The organism is Gordonia sp. SCSIO 19800, assembly GCF_018132775.1.
Classification (GTDB): domain Bacteria; phylum Actinomycetota; class Actinomycetes; order Mycobacteriales; family Mycobacteriaceae; genus Gordonia; species Gordonia hongkongensis.
This window is the reverse complement of sequence record NZ_JAGRQM010000003.1, coordinates 344,411-359,796: the sequence shown is the minus strand read 5'-3', so window position 1 is coordinate 359,796 and position 15,386 is coordinate 344,411. Positions and strand designations below refer to the sequence as shown.

Annotated in this window: 18 protein-coding genes and 1 riboswitch; of the genes, 9 read left to right on the top strand and 9 right to left on the bottom strand. The window is 69.9% G+C overall.

Annotation, left to right across the window (positions count from 1 at the left end; all coding sequences use genetic code 11):
- Positions 1-143: 143 nt before the first annotated feature.
- Positions 144-725, bottom strand: a complete 582-nt coding sequence (locus KB201_RS05645) for a phosphatase PAP2 family protein (RefSeq protein WP_058251618.1) — start codon at positions 723-725, stop codon at positions 144-146.
- 111 nt (positions 726-836) lie between these two features.
- On the opposite strand from KB201_RS05645, the gene KB201_RS05640 reads away from it, so the two are divergent.
- Positions 837-1,568, top strand: coding sequence for a hemerythrin domain-containing protein (locus tag KB201_RS05640; protein ID WP_058251619.1), 732 nt, complete (start codon positions 837-839; stop codon positions 1,566-1,568).
- A gap of 19 nt (positions 1,569-1,587) precedes the next feature.
- Here the strand turns inward: KB201_RS05640 and KB201_RS05635 are convergent, their stop codons facing one another.
- On the bottom strand, positions 1,588-2,727 hold the full coding sequence (locus KB201_RS05635) for an acyl-CoA dehydrogenase family protein (protein ID WP_058251620.1): 1,140 nt from the start codon (positions 2,725-2,727) through the stop codon (positions 1,588-1,590).
- 88 nt (positions 2,728-2,815) lie between these two features.
- Between KB201_RS05635 and KB201_RS05630 the strand changes: the two genes are divergently transcribed.
- A complete protein-coding gene (locus KB201_RS05630) occupies positions 2,816-3,412 on the top strand; it encodes a TetR/AcrR family transcriptional regulator (protein WP_058251621.1) in 597 nt (198 codons plus the stop codon).
- Here KB201_RS05630 and KB201_RS05625 read toward each other — a convergent pair.
- Together KB201_RS05625 and KB201_RS05620 are read right to left on the bottom strand one after the other, a co-directional pair.
- Positions 3,369-6,185, bottom strand: a complete 2,817-nt coding sequence (locus KB201_RS05625) for a sacsin N-terminal ATP-binding-like domain-containing protein (RefSeq protein WP_211538559.1) — start codon at positions 6,183-6,185, stop codon at positions 3,369-3,371. The genes KB201_RS05630 and KB201_RS05625 overlap by 44 nt on opposite strands.
- Before the next feature lie 17 nt (positions 6,186-6,202).
- Positions 6,203-7,009: a DUF3027 domain-containing protein gene (locus tag KB201_RS05620; RefSeq protein ID WP_078113542.1), complete on the bottom strand. Its 807-nt coding sequence runs from the start codon at positions 7,007-7,009 to the stop codon at positions 6,203-6,205.
- 240 nt (positions 7,010-7,249) lie between these two features.
- On the opposite strand from KB201_RS05620, the gene KB201_RS05615 reads away from it, so the two are divergent.
- Together KB201_RS05615 and KB201_RS05610 are read left to right on the top strand one after the other, a co-directional pair.
- On the top strand, positions 7,250-9,103 hold the full coding sequence (locus KB201_RS05615; RefSeq protein WP_249145154.1) for an MFS transporter: 1,854 nt from the start codon (positions 7,250-7,252) through the stop codon (positions 9,101-9,103).
- Complete coding sequence (locus KB201_RS05610; RefSeq protein ID WP_058251625.1) at positions 9,100-9,612, top strand: DUF2771 family protein; 513 nt, start codon at positions 9,100-9,102, stop codon at positions 9,610-9,612. Before KB201_RS05615 ends, KB201_RS05610 begins: the two co-directional genes overlap by 4 nt.
- A 6-nt stretch (positions 9,613-9,618) precedes the next feature.
- Here the strand turns inward: KB201_RS05610 and KB201_RS05605 are convergent, their stop codons facing one another.
- Complete coding sequence (locus KB201_RS05605) at positions 9,619-10,032, bottom strand: cold-shock protein (RefSeq protein WP_004020198.1); 414 nt, start codon at positions 10,030-10,032, stop codon at positions 9,619-9,621.
- A gap of 230 nt (positions 10,033-10,262) precedes the next feature.
- On the opposite strand from KB201_RS05605, the gene KB201_RS05600 reads away from it, so the two are divergent.
- The 5 genes from KB201_RS05600 (at position 10,263) to KB201_RS05580 (ending at position 13,454) form a co-directional block, all read left to right on the top strand.
- Positions 10,263-10,472: a hypothetical protein gene (locus KB201_RS05600; protein WP_058251626.1), complete on the top strand. Its 210-nt coding sequence runs from the start codon at positions 10,263-10,265 to the stop codon at positions 10,470-10,472.
- A 5-nt stretch (positions 10,473-10,477) separates the two neighbouring features.
- Positions 10,478-11,023 carry a flavin reductase family protein gene (locus tag KB201_RS05595; RefSeq protein WP_078113540.1) on the top strand — a complete coding sequence of 182 codons (546 nt, stop codon included), beginning with the start codon at positions 10,478-10,480 and terminating at the stop codon, positions 11,021-11,023.
- 13 nt (positions 11,024-11,036) lie between these two features.
- Positions 11,037-12,125 carry a GTP 3',8-cyclase MoaA gene (gene moaA / locus KB201_RS05590; RefSeq protein ID WP_058251627.1) on the top strand — a complete coding sequence of 363 codons (1,089 nt, stop codon included), beginning with the start codon at positions 11,037-11,039 and terminating at the stop codon, positions 12,123-12,125.
- A gap of 11 nt (positions 12,126-12,136) precedes the next feature.
- Positions 12,137-12,385, top strand: coding sequence for a hypothetical protein (locus KB201_RS05585; RefSeq protein WP_058251628.1), 249 nt, complete (start codon positions 12,137-12,139; stop codon positions 12,383-12,385).
- A gap of 225 nt (positions 12,386-12,610) precedes the next feature.
- A riboswitch (cyclic di-AMP (ydaO/yuaA leader) is annotated at positions 12,611-12,827 on the top strand.
- A 6-nt stretch (positions 12,828-12,833) separates the two neighbouring features.
- A complete protein-coding gene (locus tag KB201_RS05580) occupies positions 12,834-13,454 on the top strand; it encodes a transglycosylase family protein (RefSeq protein ID WP_058251629.1) in 621 nt (206 codons plus the stop codon).
- Between the two features lie 169 nt (positions 13,455-13,623).
- On the opposite strand, the gene KB201_RS05575 is transcribed toward KB201_RS05580, so the two are convergent.
- Genes KB201_RS05575 through KB201_RS05560 form a run of 4 tightly spaced genes read right to left on the bottom strand, consistent with a single transcriptional unit; the run spans position 13,624 to position 15,380 of the window.
- A complete protein-coding gene (locus KB201_RS05575; protein ID WP_058251630.1) occupies positions 13,624-14,070 on the bottom strand; it encodes a molybdenum cofactor biosynthesis protein MoaE in 447 nt (148 codons plus the stop codon).
- Entirely contained in the window at positions 14,067-14,558 is a 492-nt protein-coding gene (locus KB201_RS05570) for a molybdenum cofactor biosynthesis protein B (RefSeq protein ID WP_058251631.1), read from the bottom strand. The genes KB201_RS05575 and KB201_RS05570 overlap by 4 nt, the downstream gene beginning before the upstream one ends.
- Positions 14,551-15,102, bottom strand: a complete 552-nt coding sequence (gene moaC / locus KB201_RS05565) for a cyclic pyranopterin monophosphate synthase MoaC (RefSeq protein WP_058251632.1) — start codon at positions 15,100-15,102, stop codon at positions 14,551-14,553. The genes KB201_RS05570 and moaC overlap by 8 nt, the downstream gene beginning before the upstream one ends.
- Positions 15,103-15,107: 5 nt before the next feature.
- Entirely contained in the window at positions 15,108-15,380 is a 273-nt protein-coding gene (locus tag KB201_RS05560) for a hypothetical protein (protein WP_058251633.1), read from the bottom strand.
- Positions 15,381-15,386 lie beyond the last annotated feature (6 nt).

Genomic DNA, 15,386 nt, shown 5'->3' with positions numbered 1-15,386 from the left:
CTCGACGACGCCGCCTGACCGCTGCCGCCACAGACCACCAGACTTTCGCGTAGCACCTTCCGCACCCGGGCCACACCCGGGACCGCATCAGTCCCTTGACAACTCCACAGTGAACCCCGGCCGGATACCGCGCTGGGCGTGGTCTACTGCTGAACCCCGGCGAGACCACCGGAGCTGCGGCGTGATTCGTACCGGAGCAGTATCCAGGTACAGAACACCACCCAGATCGCCCCGAACAACCATCCGGCCACGACGTCCGTGGCCCAGTGCACGGCGAGTTGTATTCGGGTGAGGCCGACGAGGATCGACAGCACGGGGGCGATCACGAGGATCCAGCGATGCGCCCGCACCCAGGGCGAGCAGCGAAACGCGGCGACAGCGAACAGCCCGAACACGACCATCGTCATCATCGCGTGCCCGGAGGGGAACGAGAAGGTGTCGATGTTCAGTAGACGGTCTTCGACGGGTGGCCGGTCCCGCGCGAACGAGTACTTGAGTGCCTGCATCAGACCGTATCCGAAAAGCACTCCGGCGCCGACGAAGACCGCGTCGACTCGGTGCCGGGTCACGGCGAGTGTCACCACGACCGCACATGTCAGCATCAACATCGTCACCGTGTTGCCGAGCACCGTCACCACTTCGGCGATCGAGACCCACGGCTCCGACCGGTTCTCGACCACCCAGTTCAGGATGTTCTCGTCGATCGTCGTCGGAGAGATGAACATCCCGCCACCCTATCCAGGCGTCGCTCAAGTCGCCCTCAAGCACATCGCAAGCGTCACCGCCCACTGTGGTCCTCGAACCCGCCCGACCACGTATCGATGAGGACCCCCGCGATGACGACCCACCCCGCCCACCCCGCCCACACCGCTCACCCGATCCAGCTCCGGCTCCCCGGCCAGGCGGCCGCGCCCGACGGACCGCTCGACCCGTTCATGATGTACGTCCTGCACCACGGATTCCGGCGAGACCTCGCCGACTTCGCCGCCACCGTTCCGGCCACCCCCGTCGACGACGCGGGGACCTGGCGTGCGCTCTCCCGTCGATGGGCGATGTTCGCCCATGCGCTGCACCACCACCACACCGGCGAGGACCTGGAACTGTGGCCGCTGCTGCTCGAGCGGTGCGACAACGCCGAGGCGGAGGTCCTGCAGGCGATGGAGGACGAGCACGACGAGATCGATCCGCTGCTCGAAGAGTGTGCGGCCGGCTTCGCGCGGATGAGCGAACGCGCCGACGAACAGACCCGGGCCACCCTCGCGGACGCGCTGCAACGCGCCCAGGAGGTCCTCGGCAGACACCTGGCCCATGAGGAGACCGATGCGATCGCCATCGTGCAGCGCCGCCTCACGCCGCAGGACTGGGACGCCTTCGAGGAGAAGATGAGCAAGCGCTCCGGTCTGGCCGAGACCCTGCGGACGTGCCCGCTCATGGCGAAAGGGCTGACCGGTCCCGACCGCGAGGCGGTCTACGCCCGCATCCCCGCCATCCTGCGGCTGATGATCAGACTCGGCGGACCGAGATTCCGGCGCCTCGACGACCGCGCGTTCTACTACAACCCGCGCTGAACACCGACGGCCGGCGAACTCACCGCGCCAGCGACCGACCGATCACCAACCGCTGGATCTGGTTGGTGCCCTCGAAGATCTGGGTGATCTTCGCTTCGCGCATGTAGCGCTCGACCGGGAAGTCGCGGGTGTAGCCGTAACCGCCGAACACCTGGACCGCATCGGTGGTGACCTTCATCGCGGCGTCGGTGGCCACCAGTTTGGCGGTCGCCGCCGCCCGCGTGTAGTCGATGCCGGCATCGCGGCGTCGAGCGGCGTCGAGGTAGGTCGCGCGGGCCGAGTCGACCGCGGCGGCCATGTCGGCGAGCACGAACGACAGCCCCTGGTGGTCGATGATCTTGCGGCCGAACGCGGCTCGTTCCTGCGCGTAGTCGACGGCGGCGTCGAGCGCCGCCTGCGCCAGGCCGGTGGCCACCGCAGCGATGCCCAGGCGTCCGGAATCAAGCGCGGAGAAGGCGATCTGCAGCCCCTGCCCCTCCGCCCCCAGCCGGCGTCCCTCCTCGACGAACGCGTCGTCGTAGGTGGCGCCGGTCGTCGGGACCGCGTGCAGGCCCATCTTGTCCTCCGGCTTGCCGAAGCTGAGCCCCTCGGTGTCCCGGGCGACGAAGAAGCAGGACACCCCCTTGGAACCCTCACCGGTGCGGGCGAAGACGTTGTACACATCGGCGATGCCGCCGTGCGTGATCCACGCCTTCGAGCCCGTCATCGAGTAACCGCCGTCGGTCGGTGCGGCGCGGCACGCGAGCGCCGCGGCGTCGGAGCCGGCCTGGGGTTCGCTCAGGCTGTAGGCACCGATCAGCTTGCCGTTCAACAGGTCCGGCAGCCACTGCTGCTTCTGTTCGTCGGTGCCGAAGTTGAACAGCGGATGGCAGGCCAGCCCGTGCACGCTGACCGCCACGGCGACCGCAGCCCAGCGCGCGCCGAGCTCCTCGAGCACCTGCAGGTAGACCTCGTACGGCTGGCCCCCGCCGTCCCACTCCGTCGGGTAGGGCAGCCCGAGCAACCCCGCCTCACCCAGTTCGGCGAACAACCCGTCCGGGTACCGACGGTCCTTCTCGTGCTGATCGACGATCGGCGCCATGCGCTTGTCGGCGATGTCGCGGACCAGCGCGATCAGGTCGCGCGCCTCGTCGTTGGGGAGCAGGCGATCGACCGGCATTCCAGACCTCCAGGGTTACGAAACTAGTACTCAGGTCTTCTGCACAGTACTATTTCGGGCAGCGTTCGTACAGCGGAAGGGAGCACGCATGGCCACCCAGGGTTTCGCCACCCGCCGACGGGCCGCGCTGTTCGACGCCCTTCTCGAGCTGATCCTGCGCGAGGGGTTCGCGCACCTGTCGATCGGTTCCATCGCGGCCGAACTCCGTTGCTCGAAGTCGACGCTGTACACCCTCGCCGCCAGCAAGGAACAACTGGTCACCGCCACCGTGACGCATTTCTTCCGCAGCGCGACCGAACAGGTCGAGTCACGGGTCGCGGCGTCGTCGAGTCCGCGCGAACGGGTCATCGTCTACCTGGTGGCGGTGGGTGAGGCACTCGCACCGGCCTCGGAGGCGTTCATGCGCGATCTCGACGCGTTCGAACCGGCACGCGCACTGTACGAGCGCAACACCGCGGCGGCATCGTCCCGGGTCCAGGCGCTCATCGCCGACGGGGTGTCGGCCGGCGAGTTCCGCAACGTCGACGCCGCGTTCGCCGCCGACCTCGCCTCATCCATGATGACCCGGATCCAGCGTCGCGAGGTGTGGGCCGCGACCGGACTCGACGACGCGGCCGCCTACCGCCAGCTCGCGTCGATCCTCACCGCGGGGATCGACGCCGGCCCGGACGCTCGAGGTGGGTGACACCCGCGTCGTCGACCCACCATTCGACCCGCACTTCCCGTGCGACATCGGGGCCGTCTCCGCCGTCGTTGCTGCGCAACGCGATCCACAGTTCGTCGTGTAGCCGGACATCGCCGTGCGGGATCTCGATCCCCCGCGACGCCCCGAAGCGCACCACCGCGGGGTGCGCCCAGCCGACTGCCTCCCCCGGCGCGGACACCGTCGCCGAATACTCCTCGCTCGCGAGCGGCAGGTCGAGCAGCGTGCCCAGCAGGTCGGCGTCGGCCGAGACCACGGTGGGTCCGGCGAGTACCGCCTCGTCGTCGGCCAGCGTCTGCAGGAACCACGGCCGGTCGACGACCACCGCGCGGTCGGCGGTTGTGCCGGCGAGGGTGCGCACCCGCTCGGGCACCTCGACGTCGTGCGCATCGACGACGCCGCTCCGGCACGCCGCGACGACGGCGGCATGCACGGACACCGTTGCGCCCGCACTGATCACACGCTCCCGATCGCCCAGCCGGGTCAGCAGCAGCGTCGCGTCGTCGGCGGAGTCGGGTTCCAGCCGGGCGAGGGTGCCGGCGAGCTCGTCGGCATACGGGTGGTCGAGGGGATCGATGATGTTCTCGAGAACCTCATCCGACGGCGACCGGTACTCCCCCAGCAGCAGACCGTCGATCTCCGCATGGCGTCGTAACCACCACGCGGTGTAACCCGTCCGGTCGGCGAGCAGCGGCCGGACCCGTTCGTCGGTGGCCATCATGGTCAACGCCTCCGGCCAGCGCCGGTCCTCGATCAAGTCGAGATCCCGTACTGCACTGAGCTTCTCGGGCGCGTCCGGGAGGGTGGCCCACCAGTCCTCCTCGTCGGGCAGGTCATGCTCGGGCGCGACGGGCAGGTCGTCGTCGACGGTCACGAAACCCCAGCCGACGCCGATCCGCCGCAGTTCCTCGACGCCGCACTCGGCGACCACCTCGGCGTCGACCACACCGAACGGGTGATCGTCGACCAAGACCTCGAGCAGCGGGCTGCCCGGCAGCAGGAGTTCGTCGGCCGGCCGCAACTCGCCGTCGGCGTCGGGGAGGGCGAGCGACGAGAGCCACGGCGGCGCCGGTGCTTCCGGATCGGCTCGCAACACCGCACACACCTCGACGGCGAGCCGGTCATCGTCGGGGCCGGCCGAATCGAAGTCGACATCTTCGACGAGGCTGCGCAACGCCGGGTCCGAGACTGCCTGCGCGACCGTCAGATCCGCGACGCCGAGTCGGGTCAGCAGTTCGTGGCGCGCCTCGGGATGCACGGTGGGGATCCACCGCATGGGGGTCGAGATCCGGTCACTGACAAAGAGCCCACGCACCCCGATCGCCATCCGTCCGTCCGATCTCGGGATCGGCAGGGCGCCGAGTTCTTCCACCTCGCGGCCGGTCGACACCAGGGGCGCAAGGGCGGCGTACAGGTCGTGCCACCACGACGGTTCACGTTCGACGCCGACGAGACGTTCGGCGAGCCCCGCGAGCCCGAGCTCCGACACACCCAGCCGGCCCAGCGTCGGGAGATGTTGTGTCAGCGACAGATCCGGGTGGATCAGATCACCGAACAGGTCGCCGAGGATCTCCGCGAGCCGATCGGTCAGCCCCACGAGCATCACCCCGCGCGGTGGCACCAGGTCGGCACCGGCCGCCGCCGGAAGCCACGCGACATCCCGCAGTTCGCGGCGAACCGCCTCGATCAGACGCGCGTCGTCTGGATTACGCGCGAGATGCAGTTCGGGTACCAGCTCGACCCTGCGCACCGGTTCGACGAGCCGCACGAGATCGACGTAACCCGCTGCCGCATCGCCGATCTCGGCACGTGGATGGAGGTGCCGTCGATCCGGCGTGAGTGCCAGGTCGGTGATGCACCGGCACGGCAGGCTGAGTTCGATGTCGGTGGGCGTGGGGGCGCGCAGGACCTCGCCGGCCGCCGCGGGCTCACCGTCGGCGTCGACGAGCCAGCGTGTGCCGCCCCGGGCGACCTCGAGCCATCGGCGCGTCGACGGCAGGCCGGTCGCGTCCGGCGCACCGACGACGGACACCGTCGTCACGACCGAGCGCGCGGCATCGTCGTCGACGTCCGGCCCCGCCGACCGTTCGGCCCACACCTCGACATCGCCGACGCTGATCCGTTGCAGCGCAGTCAGTTCGACGACCAGATCCGGCGCCTGGCCGAGCATGGCGGCGAGAAGCGGGCCGGGTTCCTCCCGGAGGTGCAGGACCACCTCGGTGTCGAAGCCATCGGTCGGCGTCTGATCCGTCGGCCACACCAGCCGCAGCACCGGCACGTCCGCGGGCCCGGCGACGGAGATCCCGGCAGCTCGCGCGACGTCCATCGTGTCCGCTCGGTCGAAGACCACCGACCCACTGCGCGAACGGATCTCGATTCGATCGGCGACCGTCGCGGTGGCGGTGAAGCCGACCCCGAACCGCCCGATCTGCCGGGCGCCCGAGTCGTCCGCGGCCTTCGCCGACACCCGCAACGCGGCGAGTGAACGCACCCCCGCATCAGTCAGCGGGGCCCCGGTGTTGGCGACATGCAACTCGGTGCCGTCCACCCAGACCGCCAGCCGGCCCTCGACACCGGCCGCCGCGGCCGCGTCGGCGGCGTTCGCGGCCAGTTCGGTCAGCAGTCGATCCCGGTAGCCGACGGTCACCAGATCCGCTTCGGCGGCCGCGTCCTCGGCCAACCGGGTCGGCGACGCCGCCCACGCATCCAGGGTCGACGACCGCAATGTCGCGGTGCCGAACGGATCGTCGGTCACGGTCGGTTCGCGCCGGATCAGGTCCGGGCCGGTTCCGCGTCCCGGGAGATCTCGACGACCTCGATCGCGCCGTCGTCGTAGGCGTCATACGCGGGCGATCCGTTCCCCTTGGGGCCCTGCACGTCCGAGTGCGCACCGCATCCGTATTCGGCCGACACCACGCGCCCGTCGGCCGCCAGTTCGTTGGTGCAGGCGCCGAAGCCGGCGCGCAGCGCACCCGCGAGCGGGACGTAGAAACCACAGGTACAGCACGAGTACGGCGCGGCCTGCGCCATCTCCGAGCCGGGACCGAAGTCGCCGTCGTACCAGCGCTGCGCAGCCTCGGCGCGTCCCTCCGGGCTCAGGAGTCTCTTGCGGCCGAGCCCCAGCTCGCCCGCGACCTGACCGATGTCGTCGGGTTCCACGGACTCGGACTCGAATCGGAACTCGTCGCCGGTGTCGATCTGGTTCGGCACGAGACGCGGGTCGTCGGGTTCGGCGGCGAGCAGATCGCCCGGTGCCAGATCGCCCGACGCGACCCGCTCCGACCACGGCACCCACGGCGGCGCGAGCAGCGAGCCGTCACCCGGAAGCAGCACGACCTCGCTGAGCGTGATCTCGTCGCTGCCCGGGGAACCCGCCAGCACGACGCACCACTGCCACCCCCGGTAGCCCGTGAGCTCGGCATCGAAGTAGTGCGCGGCGGCCCAGTCGCCCTCGGCGACACTGCGCCGGTGCGCTCCGGGCCGCTGACCTTCATCGAGCAGCGCGGAACGCGCGATGTCGACGGCTGCCAGCAGCCGTTCGGTCTCACCGTGCCGTTCGCCGTCACCAACCTGAGTCACCGCTCCAGTGTGCAATACCGCCGACGTGTGCCACACAACCGACCCGCTTCAACTGACCACAGCCGGAGATGAGGAACAATCGTCTGCGTGATCCCACGGAGTTCCCGACACGACGAGGGGCGCGGGGCCCCCAGGGGTCCCGCCGACCAGCACCCTCGGCAACCGCCACCCGCCGGTCGTGCACGACGCGCCGCGCAGCACCCCGGTTCGACGAACTATCCGGCCGACGAGACGCGGCAGATGCGGACCCGGCGACCGGCGCCGGGATGGGGAGAGCCGCCGTCCGGGCCGGGTCCCGGCCGCAACGCCTACCTCCCCCCGCCGACCCACAACCCGCATCTCCCGCCGCTCGACGACCGCGCCCGTCCGCCGGCCGACGAGGCGACCCGGGCGATGCCGACCGACCACGGGCCCCAGAACGGTGGAAGCCGTACACCCAAGAAGCTGACGGTGATGCGGGTCGCGGCGATGCGGAGTCGCGAGCTGACCGGCAGGGGGATCGGCAAGATCCACCGGGCGGCCACCGCCGACGGCGCCGACCAGTCGGGCCTGACCGCGCTGACGCTGCCGGTGATCGCCAACTTCGCCGCCGACGCCGCGATGGCCGTCGCGCTGGCGAACACGCTGTTCTTCGCCGCCGCGACCGGTGAGTCGAAGACCAATGTGGCCTTGTACCTGGCACTGACGATCGCGCCGTTCGCCCTGATCGCTCCGCTCATCGGCCCGCTCCTCGACCGACTGCAGCGCGGCCGCCGCATCGCCATGGCCACGACCTTCGGCCTGCGCGTCGTCCTGGCCCTGCTCATCATGGCCAACGTCCAGTGGAACGACATCACCCAGCAGCTCGAATACGACCCATGGGTGCTCTATCCGTGTGCCCTCGGTCTGCTGGTGCTGTCCAAATCGTTCGGCGTCCTCAAGTCGGCCGTCACGCCGCGGGTGGTGCCGCCGACCATCGACCTTCCCCGGGTCAATTCACGGCTGACCATTTTCGGCCTCATCGGGGGCACGGTCGTGGGCGGCGCGGTCGCCGCGGCCATCGAGTTCCTCCTCGGCCAGCTGCTCCCGCTGCATCTGCCGGGTGCCATGGTGTGGCTGGCCGTCGTCGCGGCCGCGGGCGCCTACCTGTGCATGCGCATCCCGGCGTGGGTCGAGTCCACCGAGGGCGAGATCCCGACGACCCTCACGTACCACGGCGAGCCCGCGCGGTCGGTCCCCGGCGACTCCGAGCAGCCGACGAGCGCTCGCGACGGCGCGAAGATGCTCGCGGCGAAGATGCGCCAGCCACTCGGACGCAAGGTCGTCGCCGGGTTGTGGGGCAACGGCACGATCCGCATCCTGACCGGCTTCCTGACGCTGTTCGTGGCGTTCTACGCCAAGGCCCAGCAGGGCGACGCCTCGGACTGGACCCAGCTGCTTCTCCTCGGCGCGGTCGGCGCCGCCGCCGGCGTCGGCAACATGATCGGCAACGGCGTCGGCACCCGCCTCGAGCTGAAGAACCCGCCGAACATCGTCGTCGGCGCGACCGCCGCCTGCTTCGTCGTCGCGGTCCTGGCCGCCATCTTCGGCAACATCGCCGCGGCCGCCGTGGCAGCCCTGGTCGCCTCCGGCACCAGCGCGATCGGGAAGGTGTGCCTCGACTCGTCCATCCAGGACGACCTGCCCGACGAGTCCCGCGCCTCGGCGTTCGGCCGGTCGGAGACGGTGCTGCAGCTGTCGTGGGTCTTCGGCGCCTCGCTCGGGGTGCTGCTGCCGCCGACCCTGTGGATCGGGTTCACGGTCGTCTCGGTACTGCTCGGCCTCGGGCTGCTGCAGACGGTGATGACCACCCGCGGCAAGTCACTGGTCCCCGGTCTGGGCGGTCGACGCCCCGACCACGCCGCGCCCACCGTCGCCTTCCGCGCGGCAGAAGCCCGATCGGCCACCCGGACCGGTCCGGCGGACGCCGACACCCGACCGCACGCCGCGCGGCCCTCGACCGCCCGGATGCCCACCCGGACCCCGTCGACCGCCCCGTTCGAGACCCGGGGTGAGCGCCCGTACAGCCCCGGCGATCACCCGCCGCCCAACCAGACAGGACAACGTCGTCAGTGATCAGCAGTGGTGAGAAGAAGGCTCTGTCGATCATCGCGATCGTCGTCGTGCTGTTCGTCGCGGTGGTGGGGACGTCGGTGTTCCTGCTGACCCGCAACGCGGCGCACGACGATCAGCCCTACCTGCACGTCGCGGTCGGCGATGAGTTGCACACCGTCGATCCGCGCTGGTGGTGCGATTTGATGCTGACCGCGTGCGATCCCGAGATCACCGCGCCGAACGAGACCGCGACGGTGCCGGTGCCGGTGGGTTCGACGATCATGCTGACGGTCTCGAGCGAGATCGCGCAGGGTCCGTGGAACCTCGCGGCGGTCTATCGGACTCCGCGCGGGATCGTCGAGGACGAGCAGCAGCAGGGCGCGGACGACACCTTCACCCTGACGCTCCGGTCGGAACCGGACCGGGTGCTGGTCGGGTTCACCGTGATCTCGGCGTCGGCGCGGCTCACCCCCGCCGACGACGTCCTGCCGCGCGGCGAGCTCGCGGTTCAGACCGCGCCCGCCGCGTAGTCGGCCCTAGGAGTCGAGCTCCCGCGCGACGGCACGCACGACTTCGGAGATCCGCTGTGCGGTCTTACGGTCGGGGTAACGCCCCTTGCGCAGGTCCGGCTGGACCTTGCCCTCGAGCAGGGTGATGAGGTCGGCGACCATCCCGTGCAGTTCGTCGGGGGTGTGCCGCTTCACGTCCTTGCGGGCGGCTTCGCGCACGTTCTTGGAGACGCTGGGTGCCGGTTCGAGCACCTTCACGCTCAACGCCTGCGGGCCGCGACGACCGGCGGCCATGCCGAACTCGACGCGCTGGCCCGGCTTGAGCGCCTCGACTCCGTCGGGCAACGCTGCCGAACGGACGTAGACGTCCTCACCGCTCTCCTGGGAGAGGAAGCCGAAGCCTTTGTCCGCGTCGTACCACTTCACCTTGCCGGTCGGCACTGTGCTCACCCTCATCTGTTCTAGATCTGTCGAAAAACGACCCGTCACGACAAAAGACGCCGTCACCCATCTCGCGGCCCGGACGGTGGAAGACCGTGCGAGCCCAGACGGATGCAAGGCGCCTGCTTCGGACCATCCTAGCCAACGCCCCACCGCGCGGTCACACCATTACCCGGCGGGCACGGATCGCGCGGCGTCGCACCGGCGCGCGTTGCACTACCGTGGCGGGTATGCAGAAGACATCCTCCCCGCGGTTGCTGCAGGCTGCCGGGGTCGTGTTCATGATCGGAATTCTGGCGATCGTGGCGTTGTTCCTGACACCGTTGGTGACCGGCGGCGACACCGCGCCGACCGCCGTCTATCTGCTGACCATGTGCGCACCGCTGGGCTTCGTCCTGGGCCTGGTGTACGCACTCCGTGCCGGACGCCGAGCCAGGTGAGGACCGTGACCACAACCATCGACACCACCCCCGATCTCTCCCCCGTCTCCGACGGGCGGGCGCTGCGTGACGCGTACAGCTGTTTCCCGTCGGGCGTCGTGGCGGTGTGTTGCGAACAGCGTGACGGGGATTCGACCACATTGATCGGAATGGCCGCGAGCTCGTTCACCACCGTGTCGCTCGACCCGCCGCTCGTCTCGGTCTGCGTCCAGAACACCTCGACGACCTGGCCGCGGATCCGTACCGCACCGGCCATCGGGGTCAGCGTGTTCGCCGGCGACCAGATCGAACTCTGCAAGCAGCTCGCCGGGTCGTCGGAGCACCGGTTCGACGGCATCACGCCGCTGAGCACCGATCGCGGGGCGGTCTTCGTGCCCGACGCGGCCGCCCACCTGTCGTGCACGATCCACAACGAGATCCAGGCCGGCGACCACACCGTCGTGTTGCTGGAGATCGGGACCTTGCGCGCCGATCCCGACATCGAGCCCCTGGTCTTCCACGCCAGCACCTTCCGCGCCCTGGAGGCGCGCACGGACCCGACCCGGAAGTGAGTCGCCCAGCACCATGAGCACGGTCGGCCTCGGACTGCCGCTGCCCCGCTCCCCGCGGGAAGCAGCGACCTCCGACGCGCCCACCGACGGGCCGTTGCTCGACACCTTCGGTCGGGTCGCGAAGGATCTCCGGGTCTCGGTCACCGACCGCTGCAATCTGCGGTGCTCGTACTGCATGCCGGCCGAGGGCCTCGACTGGATGCCCACCGACCAGGTGCTGTCCACCGACGAACTGATCCGGGTGCTCACCGTCGCAGTGCGCCACCTGGGAATCGAGCGCATCCGATTCACCGGCGGCGAACCACTGCTGCGCCGCGACCTCGAGGACGTCATCGCCGCCGTCGCGGGCCTCCCGCAGTCGCCCGAGATCGCGATGACGACGAACGGACTCGGACTGACCCGGCGGGTCGGCGGTCTGGTCGACGCCGGCCTCGGCCGTATCAACATCTCGCTGGACACCATCGACCCGGCCCGCTTCGCCGAGATCACGCGCCGGGACCGTCTGTCCGATGTGCTCGACGGCCTGGCGGCGGCCCGCCGCGCCGGGCTCGACCCGGTCAAGGTCAACGCCGTGGTACCCGACCGCAGCGACCTGCCCGGAGTCCCCGACCTGCTCGCCTACTGTCTCGAGCACGGTTACGAGCTGCGCATCATCGAACAGATGCCACTCGACGCCGACCATGCGTGGCAGCGAGCACAGATGGTGACCGCACAGGAGATCCTCGCGACCCTGCGGAAGCGGTTCACCCTGCTGCCCGACCCTGCGCCACGTGGGAGCGCGCCCGCCGCCACGTGGCTCGTCGACGGCCACCGCGGCGCGCACGGCCCGGCACGCGTCGGGGTGATCGCGTCGGTCACCCGGCCGTTCTGCGGGGACTGCGACCGCACCCGGCTCACCGCGGACGGATCACTGCGCAACTGCCTGTTCGCGACGTCGGAAACCGACGTGCGGCACGCGTTGCGCACCCTCCCCGACGACGAGATCGACGCCGCCCTCGCGCGCCTGTGGCGCGCGAACATGTGGGCGAAAGCGGCGGGCCACGAAGTGAACGCGGCGGGCTTCACCCAACCGGATCGGCCGATGTCGGCGATCGGCGGCTAGGCTCGCGTCCGATGCAGCTCACAGTTCGTTTCTTCGCGGCCGCGCGCGCCGCGGCCGGTGCCGAGGAGAAGGTGATCGACGTCGACCCGTCGACCCCGCTCGGCGCCCTCGAGGGCATCCTCGCCGCCGGAAACCCCTCCCTCGCCACGGTTCTCGAACGCTGCTCGTATCTGCGCGACGAGATCGCGTTCTCCGATCGGACGCGTGCGCTCGGCACGTGCACGACACTCGACGTCCTCCCCCCGTTTGCCGGTGGCTGACGCCACACCCGGCCTGTGACCTTAGTCACATCACGGTGCGGTAACAGGATGGGCACGGGACGGCCACTAACCCGTTGAACTGGGATGACGGCCGAAGTGGGTCGGAAGACCCGGATCCGGGCCGAAAATCGCTTGCGTCCAAGCAGGTGATTCAGTCCAACGAACGACGTACTGTTCGAAGCGTCCTCCTCGGAGGTCACGACACAGCAACCAAGACATAACGTCCCACCGGCCGCGCCGAGCCTCGTTCCGCCGGTGGGAACGACAAGCAATCTAGGAACGAGGACGGGGGACCCAACCTCATCCCCTGAGACCGGGCACCACACCAGGTGTCCTCGGGGTTAAGTCCCGGAAGTCGCGGCGACCACCACGACGACCCGGGACCGAGCACCTCTCGCTCGAACCCGACAGCTGACTTCGTAGGCGCGTGGAGAGAGGAAACACAGACATGTCCGGACGTCATCGCAAGCAGACGACCAGCACGGCCGCCAAGACCATCACCAAGGTCGCCCTCACCGGCGCGGTCCTCGGCGGCGGAGCAGCCCTCCTGGGCACCGGTACCGCCAATGCGGCCACCGACGCCGAGTGGAACCAGGTCGCGCAGTGCGAATCCGGTGGCAACTGGGCCATCGCGACCGGCAACGGCTACCACGGCGGCCTGCAGTTCTCCCCGAGCACCTGGACCGGCCACGGCGGCGGCGAGTTCGCCCCAACCGCCGATCAGGCCTCGCGCGAGGAGCAGATCGTCGTCGCCGAGCGTGTGCTCGGTTCGCAGGGCAAGGGTGCCTGGCCCACCTGTGGCACCGGCCTGTCGGGCTCGACCCCGCGCAGCGCGCCGACCGACACCCCGCGTGAGATCGCCCCGGTGCTCCCCGGCGGCAACGGCAGCGTCGACCTGGCGAAGACCACCGAGGACGTCGCCAACCAGGTCACCGACGCCCTCACCGAGGCCGGCGTCAGCCCCGAGATCAAGAACCTCTGGCAGGCGGCCAAGGACAGCGGCGTCACGCTGAACCAGGACCAGATCAAGCTGTTCAACGACAACAAGCACCTGCTGCCCAACCCCTGATCGCCGCTCGACGCCTGATCTGGGACCCAGACGAAGGGCCCCGCACGATGGACCATCCGTGCGGGGCCCTTTTCCATTGGTTTCGACAAGCTCAACCAGCGGGGGTCAGCTCAACCAGCGGGGGGTCAGCTCAACCAGCGGGGGTCAGCTCAACCAGCGGGGGGCGGGGTCAGGCCGAGTTGACCCATTCGTCGGTGCCGTCGTCGAAGAACTGGTGTTTCCAGACTGGCAGGCGGGCCTTGACCTCGTCGACGAGGCGCGAGCAGGTCTCGAACGCCGCCCGACGATGGTCGGCCGCCACCGCGACCACGAACGCGATGTCGCCGATGACGAGGTCGCCGACCCGGTGGGACACCGCGACCGCGCGCACCCCGTGGACCGCGGAGACCTCCGCGACGACCTCGGCCAGGACCTTCGTCGCCGTGGGATGCCCCGAGTAATGCAGCGCGGTCACGGTGCGGCCGCCGTCGTGGTCGCGGACCGCGCCCACGAACCCGACCACCGCACCGGCTTTACCTTCGGCGGCGTCGATGACCATCGCCTCGTGGTCGGCCAGCGTGATCGGCTCGTCGACGACCGCGGTGTGCACCACGTGCGAGCCGGCCTCTCGGGTCATCGGTGGTCGCCTCCGCGGATCTGATCGAGCGCGTGGTGGACGACGCCGGCGAGGACGCCGAGCCCGTCGCGGACCCCGCCGGTCGAACCGGGCAGGTTCACGACGAGGGTCGTCCCGGCGATTCCGGCGAGTCCGCGTGAGAGGACCGCGGTGGGCACCGTCGGCAGCCCGGCCGACCGGATGGCGTCGGCCAGACCCGGGATCTCGACGTCGAGGAGCGGGCGGGTCTGCTCCGGAGTCCGGTCCGTGGGCGTCAAACCCGTTCCGCCCGTGGTGATGACGAGGTCGACCTCGGCGTAGATCGCGGCGCGGAGGGCCTCGCCGACCGGCGGGCCGTCGGCGACGACGTCGCACTCGTCGACGGTGAAGCCCTGCTCGACCAGCCAGGCCTCGATGATCGGTCCGGACCGGTCTTCGTAGACACCGCTGCTGGCGCGGTTCGACGCGACGACGACGCGCGCCACGCGAGGAGTTCTCTGGTCAGTCATGAGCCGGGTCAGACGGTTCGCGGTACCAGTCGCCGGATTTGCCGCCGGTCTTGGCGAGCAGGCGGATGCCGTCCATCTGCGCCCGTCGGTCGACGGCCTTGACCATGTCGTGGAGTGTCAGCCCGGCGACTGCGACCGCTGTCAACGCCTCCATCTCCACACCCGTCTGGCCGGAGGTCGCCACGGTCGCGGTGACCTCGATCGTGTCGGCGCCGATCGCGAAGTCGACCTCCACCGACGACAACGCCAGCTGATGGCACAGCGGGATCAGCTCGTCGGTGCGTTTGGCCGCCATGATCCCGGCGATGCGCGCCGTGGCCAGCACATCTCCTTTGGGCAGCCGCGACTCGCTGAGGAGACCGATCACCTCGGCGGTGGTGTGGAACGTGCCGGCGGCGACGGCGCGACGCTTCGTCGTCGGCTTGGCGCCGACGTCGACCATGCGGGCCGTTCCGGACTCGTCCAGATGACTCAACCGGGAGCCGCCGGCCGGCCCGGTGTCCCGGGCGTCCGACCCACCTTCGTCAGTCCCGGTGGGCGGCATCGACGTCAGCGGTTGACGATGGTCTTCGACTGCACGAACGGCAGGTCGTCGACCGGAAGCGGGAACTCGGTGTCGCCGAACGGCGACAACGCACCCGAGATGTGGGTCGCGAGTTCGGAGACCGCGTGCTCGGCGGCATCGCCGTTCTCGTCCTGCGGCCAGCCGTTGTCGACGTAGTGCTTCTTGCCCTTGGCAGATTCGACGACCTTGCCGGTGCCGGCCCCCGCTTCGCCGGAGGAGGGTGTTTCAGCGCCAGATTTGTTTGCCACGTCGTGCATTGTGCC